At 64.2% G+C, this 13819-nt stretch carries 13 protein-coding genes; 5 read left to right on the top strand and 8 right to left on the bottom strand.

Annotation, left to right across the window (positions count from 1 at the left end):
• The first annotated feature begins 10 nt into the window (after nucleotides 1-10).
• On the top strand, nucleotides 11-907 hold the full coding sequence (mmsB, locus tag AWB75_RS07970; protein ID WP_061123526.1) for a 3-hydroxyisobutyrate dehydrogenase: 897 nt from the start codon (nucleotides 11-13) through the stop codon (nucleotides 905-907).
• Between the two features lie 288 nt (nucleotides 908-1195).
• On the top strand, nucleotides 1196-1528 hold the full coding sequence (locus AWB75_RS07975) for a hypothetical protein (RefSeq protein ID WP_235012017.1): 333 nt from the start codon (nucleotides 1196-1198) through the stop codon (nucleotides 1526-1528).
• A gap of 86 nt (nucleotides 1529-1614) precedes the next feature.
• On the opposite strand, the gene AWB75_RS07980 is transcribed toward AWB75_RS07975, so the two are convergent.
• From AWB75_RS07980 to glgC, 4 genes are read right to left on the bottom strand one after another with little or no spacing between them, the layout of a single operon-like run.
• A complete protein-coding gene (locus AWB75_RS07980; RefSeq protein WP_061123528.1) occupies nucleotides 1615-3051 on the bottom strand; it encodes a dihydrolipoyl dehydrogenase in 1437 nt (478 codons plus the stop codon).
• A 34-nt stretch (nucleotides 3052-3085) separates the two neighbouring features.
• Complete coding sequence (locus AWB75_RS07985; RefSeq protein ID WP_061123529.1) at nucleotides 3086-3886, bottom strand: SDR family oxidoreductase; 801 nt, start codon at nucleotides 3884-3886, stop codon at nucleotides 3086-3088.
• Nucleotides 3887-3941: 55 nt separating this feature from the next.
• The gene (gene glgA / locus AWB75_RS07990) at nucleotides 3942-5408 is read right to left on the bottom strand and encodes a glycogen synthase GlgA (RefSeq protein ID WP_061123530.1); all 1467 of its coding nucleotides are present in this window, start codon (nucleotides 5406-5408) and stop codon (nucleotides 3942-3944) included.
• A gap of 39 nt (nucleotides 5409-5447) precedes the next feature.
• Nucleotides 5448-6722 (bottom strand): glucose-1-phosphate adenylyltransferase, encoded by a 1275-nt coding sequence (gene glgC / locus AWB75_RS07995; RefSeq protein ID WP_061123531.1) that lies wholly within the window; start codon nucleotides 6720-6722, stop codon nucleotides 5448-5450.
• 521 nt (nucleotides 6723-7243) lie between these two features.
• Between glgC and pdxY the strand changes: the two genes are divergently transcribed.
• Nucleotides 7244-8125 (top strand): pyridoxal kinase PdxY, encoded by an 882-nt coding sequence (gene pdxY, locus AWB75_RS08000; protein WP_061123532.1) that lies wholly within the window; start codon nucleotides 7244-7246, stop codon nucleotides 8123-8125.
• On the opposite strand, the gene AWB75_RS39250 is transcribed toward pdxY, so the two are convergent.
• Nucleotides 8122-8904 (bottom strand): IclR family transcriptional regulator, encoded by a 783-nt coding sequence (locus AWB75_RS39250; RefSeq protein WP_061123533.1) that lies wholly within the window; start codon nucleotides 8902-8904, stop codon nucleotides 8122-8124. The genes pdxY and AWB75_RS39250 overlap by 4 nt on opposite strands.
• Nucleotides 8901-9659, bottom strand: coding sequence for an IclR family transcriptional regulator (locus AWB75_RS39255; RefSeq protein ID WP_061123534.1), 759 nt, complete (start codon nucleotides 9657-9659; stop codon nucleotides 8901-8903). The genes AWB75_RS39250 and AWB75_RS39255 overlap by 4 nt, the downstream gene beginning before the upstream one ends.
• 182 nt (nucleotides 9660-9841) lie before the next feature.
• On the opposite strand from AWB75_RS39255, the gene AWB75_RS08015 reads away from it, so the two are divergent.
• The gene (locus AWB75_RS08015; protein WP_061123535.1) at nucleotides 9842-10801 is read left to right on the top strand and encodes an MBL fold metallo-hydrolase; all 960 of its coding nucleotides are present in this window, start codon (nucleotides 9842-9844) and stop codon (nucleotides 10799-10801) included.
• A 108-nt stretch (nucleotides 10802-10909) separates the two neighbouring features.
• Entirely contained in the window at nucleotides 10910-12238 is a 1329-nt protein-coding gene (locus AWB75_RS08020) for an MFS transporter (protein ID WP_061123536.1), read from the top strand.
• 2 nt (nucleotides 12239-12240) lie between these two features.
• Here the strand turns inward: AWB75_RS08020 and AWB75_RS08025 are convergent, their stop codons facing one another.
• Nucleotides 12241-12711 (bottom strand): hypothetical protein, encoded by a 471-nt coding sequence (locus AWB75_RS08025; protein WP_061123604.1) that lies wholly within the window; start codon nucleotides 12709-12711, stop codon nucleotides 12241-12243.
• A 74-nt stretch (nucleotides 12712-12785) separates the two neighbouring features.
• Nucleotides 12786-13673: an alpha/beta fold hydrolase gene (locus AWB75_RS08030; RefSeq protein WP_235012018.1), complete on the bottom strand. Its 888-nt coding sequence runs from the start codon at nucleotides 13671-13673 to the stop codon at nucleotides 12786-12788.
• Nucleotides 13674-13819: the final 146 nt, after the last annotated feature.

Below are 13819 nucleotides of genomic sequence, written 5' to 3' on the forward strand. Positions count from 1 at the left end.
GAGATTTCTCATGCAAATCGGCTTCGTTGGCTTGGGTCACATGGGCGGTCCGATGGCCGCCAATCTGTTGAAAGCGGGCCACGCCGTGACGGCGTTCGATCTCGTGCCGGCGGCGCTCGATGCGGCGAAAGCGGCAGGCGCGACCCTCGCCGCATCGCCGCGCGCGGCGGCCGAGGGCGCGGAAGTCGTCATCACGATGCTGCCCGCCGCGCAACACGTCAAAGCGGTTTATCTGAACGATGACGGCGTGCTCGCGGGTGTCACCAAAGGCGTGCCGCTCGTCGACAGCAGCACGATCGATCCAGCCACCGCAAAGCTCATCGGCGAGGCGGCGGGCCGCCAGGGCAATCCGTTCGCCGATGCGCCCGTGTCGGGCGGCGTCGTCGGCGCGCAGGCGGGCACGCTGACCTTCATGGTCGGCGCGGACGAAGCGCTTTTCGAAACGCTGCGTCCCGTGCTGTCCGGAATGGGGAAAAACATGGTGCGCTGCGGCGAGACCGGCACGGGTCAGATCGCGAAGATCTGCAACAACCTGCTGCTCGGGATTTCCATGATCGGCGTCGCGGAAGCGATGAAACTCGGCGAAACGCTCGGCATCGATCCGACGAAACTTGCAGGCATTTTGAACACATCGACGGGACGTTGCTGGAGTTCCGATACGTGTAATCCCTATCCGGGCATCATCGAAACGGCGCCGGCTTCGCGCGGTTATTCGGGCGGATTCGGCGCGGACCTCATGCTGAAGGATCTGGGCCTCGCCGTCGATGCGGCGCGTGGCGCAAAGCAGCCGGTTTTCATGGGCGCGCTGGCACAACAGTTGTATCAGTCGATGAGCCAGCAGGGGCTCGGCGGACTCGATTTTTCAGGCATTATCAAGCTATATGCGAAGCAACAAAACGAGCAATAAGTAATCTGACGAGTAAATGACCCGGCACGCACGTGCGTGCCGAATTGGGGTCAATAAATAACGGCTTTATTAAGTTGCACTGCACAACGCGTCGCGCAAACGCATACTGGGCGTGGTCATCGGGATAACGATGATTCGCTTTCCACAAAATTGTCCTATTCTGAAAGCACGACGCCCGTCTACCGTTCGAGTCGAACGCTCCGGTTGCGCCACGGTGCTGGTAGAACGTCCGTCATTTTCGGGCAATCAGATGAGGAGTACGCGATGCAAGTAACACGACACTTAAATATGGAATTGCGGCACGCCACGGTGCCGACTTATGTAGCCAGCTATTTCTTTCCGTTGCTGCTATTGGCATACGAAGTCTGGCGCGTGGGTTCCTGGGTGGCGGTGAACGGCTTCAACTTCATGAACTTCAACTCGATGGGTTATGAGTTCGCGTTGATGATCGCCGTGTTCTGCATGCAAGTCATCGTGGAAATCGCGTTCCTCGCAGGCGCTGTTCTGACGAAGCACAAGGACGTTGGGCACAGAGTGGCGAATCTGCTGCTGGGGCTTTTCTGCTCGATGGTCGTGCTCGGTTTCGACCTTGCACTGCAATATGGCCTGAGCGGAAGTTAAGCCAAAACGAATTACTTTTCCGAAGAGGAAAACGCCGGTTGTTCTCAACCGGCGTTTCTTTTTGATGCAGTGCAACTCGAATCGATTCAGCAACCGGCTGCACTTGCCAGTGCTGGCGGCGTTTCGGATCGTTCCTCATAGCATTTCCTGTCCGCATCCTTTAGCGCGCCGCGCAGCCCTTCCTCCACAACCGGATGATAAAAGGGCAGCTTGAGCGCGTCATCCAGCGTCAGTTCCAGTTGCAACGCCCATGCGAGCAGATGGCCTAAGTGCTCCATCGCCGGGCCGCAGCCTTGCGCGCCGCGCAGCTTGCCGGTTTTCGCGTCGGCATAGACGTGCAGGAGGCCGCGATTCTGCCGCATCACGCGACTGCGCCCCTGATTTTCGAACGAGGCTTCTCCGGTCACCGTCATCTGCTTGTCGAGATTGTCGTATGACGCGCCGACGATCGCCACCTGCGGCTCGCTGAACACGATCGAAAACGGCACTTTGCGTTTGACCGATTGCACGTCGGGGAAGCGTGCGGCGTTGTCGCCGGCAAGCTTGCCTTCGTCGGCGGCGTCGTGAAGCCACGGGCGCGTGCCGTCGCAATCGCCCGCGACGAAGATGGTGCTCTGTCCGCATTGCATCGTCGTTTCATCGAAGAGCGGCACGCCTTTCCCATTCAGTTCGATGCCCGCGTTTTGCAGCGCGAGCGGCTCGAGATTCGGCGCGCGGCCGGTAGCGGCGAGCACGAGATCGAAGGTTTCCGCGTGCGCTTCGCCATCGGCTGATTTGAAGCGAAGGAACGGCTTGTCGTCACGCAGGGACATCTCGTCGAACTTCGCTTCGGGATCGAAATAGAATTCGTCGGCGAGCGCGGCGGCGAGCGCATCGCGTACGGGCTTGTCGGTGAGCGCCGCGACGCCGCCACCTTTGCCGAACATGAAAATCTCGACGCCCAGACGCGCGAGGGCCTGCCCGAGCTCCAGCGCGATCGGTCCCGTGCCGAATACGGCGATGCGCTTGGGCAGCGTGCGCAGCTCGAAGAGATCGTCGCTCGTGACGAGCTTGTCGCCGAACACCTTCAGCTCGTCGGGCACCGTGGGCGCCGCGCCCGTCGCGATCACGATACCCTTCGCTTGCACGCGCGTAGCCTCGCCGACCGTCAGCCGCGTCGCCGATTCGAAGCGCGCCTGGCCGCGCAGGAGCAGTCCGTCCGGCAGCGCGTCGATCTCTTCGAGCACGCCCTTGACGAAGTAATCCCGCTCGCGACGCACATAGTCGAGCACATGCGCATAGTCGGCTTCGAGCGCATGCGTGCCTTCGATGCCGCGCGGCGCGAGCGCGTGCGCATCGTGCAGGCCGTTGGCCGCCGCGAGCAGCAGCTTGGACGGCATGCAGCCGACGCGCGCGCAGGTCGTGCCGAGCTCGCCGCTCTCGATGAGCACCGCGTTCACGCCCGCGAGCCGCGCCGCGCGAAACGCGGCCATGCCGGCCGTGCCCGCGCCGATCACGGCGACGTCCACTTCGATCTCGTTCATTCCGTTTCCCGTCGTTCGAACGTCGACGCGTGCTTCAGCCGTTGTCCGCGAATCCCGGATAAAGCGTCATGCCGCCATCGACGAAAAGCGTCGTGCCGACGACGTAATCGCTTTCGTCGGACGCGAGCCACACGGCCGCGCGGCCGATATCCTCGACCTCGCCGACGCGACCATACGGAATCAGCGTCAGCAGCTTGTCGAGCTTCTCCTGCGTGTCCCATGCGTCCTTGTTGATCGGTGTGCGGATCGCGCCGGGCGCGATGCCGTTCACGCGGATGCGCTGCGGCGCGACTTCCTGCGCCAGCGTTTTCATCATCATCTGGATGCCGCCCTTGGACGCCGCGTAGTTCGCATGTCCCGCCCACGGAATGACTTCGTGCACCGAGCTCATGCAGATGATCTTGCCGAGCGCCTTCGACACGTCGCGCATGCCGCGCAGCTCGAACTCGCGCACCGCGCGCTGCGCCGTGAGGAATTGCCCGGTGAGATTCGTTTCGATGACCGTCTTCCAGTCGGCGAGCGTGATCGCGGTGAACTTCGCGTCCTTCTGCAAGCCGGAATTCGCGACGACGATATCCACCGTGCCCCAGCGTTTTACGACCGCGTCGAACATCGAATCGACCTGCGCTTCGTCAGCCACGTCCGCGCCGATGGCAAACGCTTCGCCGCCTTTTGCGCTGATTGCAGCGGCGAGCTTCTCGGCGGGCTCCGCGTGCGCGTGATAGTTGATGGCGACGTGCGCGCCCGCATCGGCGAGCGCAATCGCGACGCCCGAGCCGATGCCCGAACTCGCGCCCGTCACGAGCGCGATCTGGCCTGCGAGGGGTTGGTGCATGTGCGTTTCCGTCAGAGGTTTCCGTGTGGATCGCAAAATGCGCGCCCGCCGGATGTCACGGGCCGAGCAAACCCTGATACACCTCGGCGTACGCGAGCGCCGCCGCTTCCCAGCCGAAGTTCTGGCCCATCGCGCGCTTGACGACCGCTTTCCAGTCCGTGCGCCGCGCCTTGAGCGCGAACGCGCGCCGGATCGCACCGACGATGCCCGCGCGGTCGAAGGTATCGAAGACGAAGCCGGTCGCGAGATCGTCGGCGAGATTTTCGAGCGAGGAATCGGCGACGGTATCCGCGAGCCCGCCCACGCGATGCACGAGCGGCAGCGAGCCATAAGCCAGCGCGTAGAGCTGCGTGAGCCCGCACGGCTCGAAGCGCGACGGCACCATCACGATATCGCTGCCGGCGATGATCGAATGCGACAGCGTCTCGTCGAAGCCGAGCTCGACCGCGACCGCGCCCGGATGCGCCGCCGCGGCGTTCTTCATGCCGGTTTCGAGCGCAGGGTCGCCGGTGCCGAGCACGACGAGCTGGCCGCCGCGCTGCACGATATCGGGCACGGCCGAGAGCAGCAGATCGAGACCCTTCTGCTCGGTCAGCCGGCTCACGACGCCGAAGAGCAGGGCGTCGTCGTCTTTGGCGAGGCCCATGCGTTCCTGGAGCGCCGCCTTGCACTTCGACTTGCCCGATCCGGGTTTTGCCGCCGTGTATTTCGACGCGATGGATTCATCGACCGACGGGCTCCAGATCGAATAATCGACGCCGTTCAGAATGCCCGTGATGTCATGCGTGCGCGTCTGCAAAAGGCCGTGCAAGCCCGCGCCGTGCGCCTGCGTCTGGATTTCGCGCGCGTAGGTCGGGCTGACGGTCGTGATACGGTCGGCGTAATAGAGGCCCGCCTTCAGGAAGGAGACGTGACCGTAGAACTCCAGCCCTTCCATCGCGTAGAAGTCGCCCGGAAGTTGCAGCGCGCCGAATTCGGACGCCGGAAACGTGCCCTGATACGCGAGGTTGTGCACCGTCATCACGCTCGCCACGTGCGGCGCGCCGCTGCGTTCGAACGCGCGCAGATACGCGGGCGCGAGTCCCGCGTGCCAGTCGTGCGCATGCACGATATGCGGTTTCCACGCCGGATCGGCGCCCGTCGCGATGCGCGCCGCCGTCCAGCCGAGCAGCGCGAAGCGGCGGTCGTTATCGGCATACGGGTGATTCGCCGCATCCATATACGGATTGCCCGGCCGATCGTAGAACGGGTCCGCGCGCACCACGTAGACGGTCACGCCGTGGGGCTTCAGCACGCCGCGCTCGAGCCGCACGTTGCCCGCGCCGAACGCGCCGCCCAGATCGGCGACGGGTTCGAGATCCGCAAGCCCCGCGAGCACCGCCGGAAAGCCCGGCAGCACGACGCGCGCATCCGTGCCCAGTTGCGACTGCGCGGGCGGCAGCGCGCCGACCACATCGGCGAGGCCGCCGGTTTTCAACAGCGGAAACATTTCTGCTGCGGCATGCAGCACGCAAACGGTCATCGGCGCTCCTGTCGATTCAGTTCGTGTCGGCGCGTGCGTCTAGCGCTGCGAGAGCCGCGCCAAAGCATCGCGTGTGATGAGCGTGACGCCGGAGTCCGTGCGAAAGAAGCGCGCGGCGTCGTCGTCCGGGTCCTCGCCGACCACGAGGCCTTCGGGCACCGTGCAACCGCGATCGATCACCACCTTCTGCAAGCGGCAACTCGGCCCGACCGTCACCTGAGGCAACAAGACTGCCTCATTGATGTTACAGAACGAGTGCACCCGCACCGCCGACGAAAACACCGACTTCGACACCTGCGAGCCCGAGATCACGCAGCCGCCGCAGACGAGCAGATTCGTGATCGCGCCTTGCTGGCCGTTCAGGTCGCGCACGAACTTGCCAGGCGGCAGTTGCTCCTGGTTCGTCCATATCGGCCATTTGCGGTCGTACAGATCGAGTTCGGGAATCGTCGAGGCGAGATCGAGATTGGCCTCCCAGTAGGCGTCGACGGTGCCGACGTCGCGCCAGTACGCGGGCGCGTCCGGATCGCTGCTGGAAGTCACGCACGACATGCCGAACGGATGCGCGATCGCCTTGCCCGTCGTCACGATGCGCGGAATGATGTCCTTGCCGAAGTCATGATCCGTGTTCGAGGTCTCGATGTTCTCCTGCAGCATGTCGTAGAGATACTTCGCGCTGAACACGTAGATGCCCATGCTCGCGAGCGCGACGTCGGGCTTGCCGGGCATCGCGGGCGGATCGGCGGGCTTTTCGAGGAAATCGGTGACGCGGCGGTTTTCATCGACGTGCATCACGCCGAACGCGACCGCCTCCATGCGCGGCACCTCGATGCAGCCGACCGTGCAGTCCGCGCCGCTCTCGACGTGATCGAGCACCATGCGCGTGTAGTCCATCTTGTAGATGTGATCGCCCGCCAGCACGATGACGAACTCCGGCCCGATCGAGCGGACGATATCGAGGTTCTGATACACGGCGTCGGCGGTGCCGCGATACCAGCTCGAATCGACGCGCTGCTGCGCCGGCCAGATATCGATGAACTCGTTGAACTCGCCGCGCAGGAAACCCCAGCCGCGCTGCAGATGGCGGATGAGCGAATGCGCCTTGTATTGCGTGACGACGGCGATGCGGCGGATGCCGGAATTGAGGCAGTTGGACAGCGCGAAGTCGATGATGCGGTACTTGCCGCCGAAGTGCACGGCGGGCTTCACCCGCTTGTCGGTGAGCGGCCCGAGACGCGTGCCGCGCCCGCCGGCGAGAACGATTGCGAGGGTCGACTTCTGCAAATCGGTGCGATTCTTAGACAGCGTCTCCATGTCAGCCTCCTGATTTGACCTGCGACTATTGATGTCTTGCCGTGTGTTCGTCCTCGTATGCTTTTCGATGTCGTCGCTGCGCTACCGATGCCGGCCGCGCGTGTTCGCCGTTGCAGCATTATCCGGCGCGCGTTCGGATTCGTGTGCTGGAGTTACGCGATTTTTTCGCTGGATGCTGTATGCCCGCCAATGTCGTGCCGCTGGAGCAAAGCGTGTGCCGAACGCGCACGAACGTGCTCTGCGCGATGCCCGGCACGGTAATGGTGTTGCGGCCGCCCGACCGTTCGGGCTTCTGATCGAGCGCGCCGCTCGACAAAACGCATCCGCGCAATTTTTAATGGGCACCCCATGCCGCAGTGCGTCGAGGCACGGCACAATACGTTGCATGCGATTGCCCGTACTCGCCCGCAAAACGGCGCGTACGGGCGTTCTTCCTAAAGCCGCTGTCGCGCTGCGCTGCACGACACGCGGTACGCCAAACGTTTCACCTGACCGGACACGATCAATCGGGAAAGCAGAACATGAACAACGTCCTGAGCATTCAATCGCATGTGGTGTTCGGCCATGCGGGCAACAGCGCGGCGGTCTTTCCGATGCGGCGTCTCGGCGTCAACGTCTGGCCGCTCAACACCGTGCAGTTCTCCAATCACACGCAATACGGACGCTGGACCGGCAGCGCGTTCGACGCCGACGAGCTTCAGAACGTGATCGAGGGCATCGGCGCGATCGGCGTGCTCGCGCGCTGCAACGCGGTGCTGTCGGGCTATATGGGTGCGCCGGAGCAAGGCCGCGCGGTTGTCGAGATCGTGAAGATGGTAAAGGCGGTGAATCCGCGCGCGCTCTATTTCTGCGATCCGGTCATGGGCCAGACGGGCGGCTGCACCGTCGCCGGGGGCATCGAGGATTTTCTCGTCACGACGATGCCCGGCATCGCCGACGCGATGATGCCCAACCACGTCGAGCTGGAGAAGCTCGTCGGGCGCACGATCGAAACCGTGGAAGAAGCCGTCGATGCATGCCGCGAAATCATCGCGCGCGGTCCGCGCACCGTACTGGTGAAACACCTGCTCGATCGCAACAGCCGCGCCGACACCTTCAACATGCTCGCCGTCACCCCGACCGAAGCGTGGTTCGCGCAGCGGCCGCTGTATCCGTTCGCGCGGCAGCCGGTGGGCGTAGGCGATCTGACGAGCGCGGTGTTCGTCGCGCGCACGCTGCACGGCGATTCGTTGCGCAACGCGCTCGAACACACGCTCGCGGCGGTCAACGCGGTCGTCAAGGCGACGTATGAGGCGGGGCGCTACGAGCTGGAGATCGTCGCGTCGCAGGACGAAATCGCGAAGCCGACTGACCGCTTCCCCGCGATCCGCGTGACCGGCACGGAAACCGTCAGGGGCGTTTAGCTCTCTTCCATCAGGCCGAAGCGCCAGGACAGACGGCGCGTCGCGGCCACGAGCGCATGCGCGAGCGGGCCGTTTTCGGCGCTGTCGAAGCCGCCCGCCGAGCCGATCAACGCGATCACGAGGCACACGCTGCCCGTGTGATCGAACACCGGCGCGGCGAGCGTGTGGATGCCGGGCACCGGCGCGCCGAGCGCGGTGTCGAGGCCGCGTTTCCTGATGTCATCGAAGCGCGCAGCGTCCGCTTTCGCGCCGTCCGTTCCCGCGAGACGAATGGTGTCCTGCTGCATCAGGCTCGCGAGCATGTCAGCGGGAAGATGTGCGGCATACACGCGCCCGATCGCCGTATTGACGAGCGACATCACCGTGCCGACACGCAAGCTCACGTGCTGCGGCCGCGCCGATTCCTCCAGCCGGATCACGGTCGGGCCGAGCGGGCCGAGCACGGCGGCGGCGACCGTCATCGACGTGCTCGCGGCGAGTGCGACGATCTCGGCTTCGGCGTCGCGGATCGGCGAGAGGCGCTGCAACGCGATGAGCCCCAGCTCGCGGCTCAACGGGCCCGAATGAAAGAGCCCGGCGTCGTCGCGTGCGAGCAACCCGACTTTCACCAGACTCACCAGATGCGCGAACGCCTTCGCCGGCGGCATGCCGGCCGCGGCGGCGAGATCGCGCAAGGTGAGCGGCTCGCCCGCCGCGACCAGCGCGCGCAAAAGATCGCCCGTCGCGTCGAGCGCGTTGATGCCGCGCTGCGGCCTCGCGTCGTCTTCGAATATCGTCATGAAAGCCGTTCCGTGATATCGCGCGCGGCGTCTTTCAACGCACGGGCGAGCGCGCCGTCCCAGTCGACGTCGGCGAGGCCGGTCGGTCCGATCGCCGTCAGCGCGAGCTGCATGCGTTCGCCGCCGTCGAACACCGGCACGCTCATGCTGCTGACGCCGGGGCTCGGCGCATCGACGCTGCGCTCGATGCCGCGCGTGCGAATTTCGTCGATGCGCGCGTCCATGCCGGGTGCATCGTTTTCCTGCTGATGCGCGAGCATCGCGGCGACGCGGGTTGCGTCGTCGAAGGCACGGAATACGCGTCCCGTCGACGTCGACGAAAGCGACATCACCGTGCCGACGTGCAGATTCACGTGTAGCGGATAGCCGCCGCGTTCGTAGCGCACGATCGTCGGTCCCTGCGGCCCGGCCACGCTGACCGCGACGCTCATGCCCGTCGCAAGCGCCAGCGCCGAAACGCGCGGTGCGGCCGCACGGTACGCCGGCTGATGTTCCAGACTCAATAGACCGAGCCGCAGCGAAAGCGGGCCGGGCTCGTAGTTGCCGGTGAGCGCGTCGCGTTTGACGAGCCCGAGGCGCGTGAGGCTCACGAGATAGGTATGCGCCTGCGCGCTCGACAGCTCGGCGGCTTCGGCGAGCGCGCTCAACGCAAGCGGCTCGCGGCGCGCGGCGAGCGCTCCGAGCAGACGCGCGCCGACTTCGACGCTCTGGATGCCGCGCTGTTTTTTTTCCTCGCCGGTTTCAGAAAGAGCCAAGCGCACTCCGCGACTGATGAAAAGTGAACGAAGGGCAGATGTTAGCGGAGCCGGAGTCATCCGATGCAGTGGTTCGGTATTTACCCGTAATTTGCAAATAGCAAATATGCTTGCTGTTGACAAAAATCATCGACGCGCCGATCATCCACCCATCCCCACGAGAATGGAAGCGAGACACAATCATGGCAAAGGCTTTTGCATCGCAGGCCGATCTGGAAGAAAAGAAGATCACCTTCACGCAACTCTCCGAGAACGCCTACGCCTACACGGCGGAAGGTGATCCGAACTCGGGCGTCATCATCGGCGACGACGGCGTGCTGATCGTCGATACGACCGCGACGCCCGCGATGGCGCAGGACCTCATCGCGAAAATCCGCAGTGTCACTGACAAGCCGATCAAATACGTCGTGCTGTCGCACTACCACGCGGTGCGCGTGCTCGGCGCGTCGGCGTATTTCGAGGAAGGCGCGCAGCAGATCATCGCGAGCCGCGGCACATATGAAATGATCGTCGAGCGTGGCGAGCAGGACATGAAGTCGGAGATCGAACGCTTTCCACGCCTCTTCGCGGGGGTCGAGACGGTGCCGGGCCTCACGTGGCCCACGCTCGTCTTCGAGAAGGAAATCACGCTGTTTCTCGGCAAGCTCGAAGTGAAGATCGCGCATCTCGGCGCGGGCCACACGAAGGGCGACACGGTCGTCTGGCTGCCGTCGCAGAAAGTGCTGTTCTCGGGCGATCTGGTCGAATACGACGCCGCGTGCTATTGCGGCGACGCGCAACTCGAAGAATGGCCCGCGACGCTCGAAGCGCTGCGTGCGCTCAACGCTGAGAAGCTCGTGCCGGGGCGCGGTCCCGCGCTGCTGTCGCCGGCCGAAGTGGACAAGGGCCTCGACTACACGAAGGATTTCGTGACGACGCTGCTGCAAGCGGGCCGCGAAGCCGTTGCCGACAAGCTCGATCTGAAAGGCTCGATGGCGCTCACGCGCAAGTCGATGGACCCGAAGTTCGGCCACGTCTTCATCTACGAGCACTGCCTGCCGTTCGATGTCTCGCGCGCGTACGACGAAGCGAGCGGCATCAAGCATCCGCGCATCTGGACGGCTCAGCGCGACAAGGACATGTGGGCCGCCCTGCAGGACTGACGTTCTTCTCTGGCGGCGCGTTTTAGCGACAGCGCGCCGCATCCCCATCTAAAGGCTCAACAGGCGCGCGCAAGACGCCGGCCCAAACACGCCCATCTGGAGCGAGACATGTCGAAGTCGATCGTTACGGCGGCGCTCAGCCCGAGCGCCGCCGGGGAAGCGCACGCCCTGTCGGACGATGCGCTGTTCCGCAAAGTCGCATGGCGCATCATCCCGTTTCTCTTTCTATGCTACGTGGTCTCGTTTCTGGACCGCATCAATATCGGCTTCGCGCAGTTGCAGATGAAGCACGATCTCGGCTTCTCGGATGCGATGTACGGTCTCGGCGCGGCTGTCTTCTATGTCGGCTACGTGCTCTTCGAAGTGCCGAGCAATCTGCTGCTTGCGAAGTTCGGCGCGCGCCGCACGTTCACGCGCATCATGCTGCTGTGGGGCGTGGCGTCCGTCGGCATGATGTTCGTCTCGACACCCGGCCATTTTTATCTGCTGCGCTTCATGCTCGGCGTGTTCGAGGCGGGTTTCTTTCCCGGCGTCGTGCTGTATCTGACGTACTGGTTCCCGGCCAAGCGGCGCGCCGGCGTGATGTCGGTATTCTTCGCGGGTGTCGCAGTTGCGGGCGTGTTCGGCGGATTGGTGTCCGGCTGGATCATGCGCGACATGGCGGGCGTCATGGGGCTGCACGGCTGGCAATGGATGTTCGCGATCGAAGGCGCGCCGGCGGTGCTGCTCGGCCTGATCGCGCTGCGTATGCTCGTGGATACGCCGCGCGATGCGCGCTGGCTCACGCAAGCGCAACAGGACCGGCTCGCGGCGCTATGTTCCGAACCCTCCGGCAGCGCCGATGCGCACGATCGCCGCGGCTTCCTCGATGCGTTGCGCAACCCGCGCGTCTATCTCTTCGCGTTCATCTATTTTTCGCTGACGTGCGCCTCGCTGACGCTGAGCTTCTGGATGCCGCTGATGATCCGCGATTTCGGCATCACCGATGTGATGTCCGTGAGCCTCTACACCGTCGTGCCGAACGCAATCGGCGCGGTGGGGCTGATTCTGATCGCGCGTCATTCGGATCGTGCAGGCGAGCGGCGCAAGCACTTCGCGTGCTGCACGATCGGCGGCGGAATCGCGTTCGCGGCGCTCACCCTGCATGTGCCGAGCTTTCCGGTGATGCTCGCGATTCTCTCGCTCGCCACGACGCTGATCTTCGCCGCGCTGCCGATATTCTGGGCCGTGCCCGCGAGCCATCTGCCGGGCAAGAGCGCGGCGGCGGGCATCGCGTTCATCAGCAGTATCGGCATCACGAGCGGGATCGTGAGTCCGTGGGTGATCGGCCAGATCCGCACCGCGACGGGCAGCATGGATATCGCCGTGCATCTGCTTTCCCTGCTGCTGTTCGCAAGCGGCGCCGCGCTGTTTTTTGGATTGCGGCGTCGCGCGTGAATTCAGGCTGCCGCGATCGCCTTGAAGTTTTCCGGCGTGGCGAAGGCGAGATATTCGGCCTGCATCTCGGGCGTGAGGAATTCGAGCATCGTCGAGTTCTCGATCCACAATTCGATCACGTGGAAGAAGTTATTGCCGCGCGTGCAGCGCACCGCGCGCCATCCTTCACGCTCGCCGATCGCGATGACGTCCCCGGCGCTCAGCTTCGTCGCGATCGCCATATGGAATGCGCTGTACTGCGGGCGCTTGAACGTGCCCGCGCCGTAGCTCACGCTGTCCTCGTGGGCGCCGCCCGGCGTGATCACCTGATCGCTCGGATACACCTCGATGATGCTGCCGCGATCGTCGCCGGCGACGGCCATCCACGCGTCGGGAAACGGCGAGAAGGGCGCGGCGAAACCGCCCCACAGTTCGGCGAGCACCTGGGCGACGTGCTTCGGATCGTTGGCGGGAATGGAGGCATGGAAGATCATCGTGAGCTCCGATTCGCAGTGCGATGATGCCGGCATTCTTGCAGAGTCTATTGATATGAGCGTTCTCATACGCGTCAGGACTCAGCGCTTATCCGACAAACGCCGATGCGAAAGCGGCGATGTCCGCTGTCAGCCGTGCCGCATCGCTGAGAAAGATGCCGTGCGGCGCGCCTTCGTAGACGACGAGCCGCGCGTTCGGACAGCCGCGCCGTGCGTTGCGACGTCAGTTCCAGCGGATTCGACACGTCTGCGTCGCCCTGCACGATGAGCGTCGGCACATCGATATCGCGCAACTCGTCGCGGAAATCGCCGCGATTCACCGTTTCGTTGCAGGCGAACAGCGCGTGATGCGACGTGCGCAGCGCCATCTCGCGAATCCAGTCGATCATGGCCTGCGATGCGTCCGGTCCCGCGAACGGCCGCGCATTGTCGGCGAGCCATTGCGGATAGTCGGTCATCAGATCGTGCTGGAACGCATCGGCATAGGCGCGATCGATGCCATCGGGATTGTCCGGCGTCTTCCCGAGCATCGGCAAGGTCGAGGCGATCAGCGCGAGGCGCGCGACGCGTGCGCTGCCGTGCCGCGCCAGATAACGCACCGCCTCCGCGCCGCCCATCGAATAGCCGACGAGCGTGATATCGGAAAGACCCAGCGCCTCGATGACACCGGCGAGATCGTCCGCGAGCGTGTCGTAGTCGTAGCCGCCGCCCGGATCGCTGGAACGTCCGTGGCCGCGCCGGTCGTACGCGATGCAGCGAAAGCCCTGGCGCGCGAGCGGTAGCATCTGATAAGCCCACATGTCGCCCGGCAACGAATAGCTCGGAACGAAAACGATCGTCTTGCCGTTGCGTGCCGCGCGTTCCGGCTGCCAGTCGCGGTAAAACAGTTCGACGCCGTCGTTCGTTGCGATGAATCCCGGCCGAGTGATGGCTGCATGGACTCGATGTCGATTCGCGGGCATGTCCGTCTCCTTGTCGATGAACAGTGTGATCGCATCGTCGCAGGAGAAAGTGGGACGGACAATTACGCCAGAGGTAATAGGCCGCGCGCAAAAAAATGCCGCCCAGAAGAAGGCGGCGAGTGCGCGTCCTGTGGGCTCTGCAAATC

The sequence above is a fragment of the Caballeronia catudaia genome, assembly GCF_001544755.2.
Classification (GTDB): Bacteria; Pseudomonadota; Gammaproteobacteria; order Burkholderiales; family Burkholderiaceae; genus Caballeronia; species Caballeronia catudaia.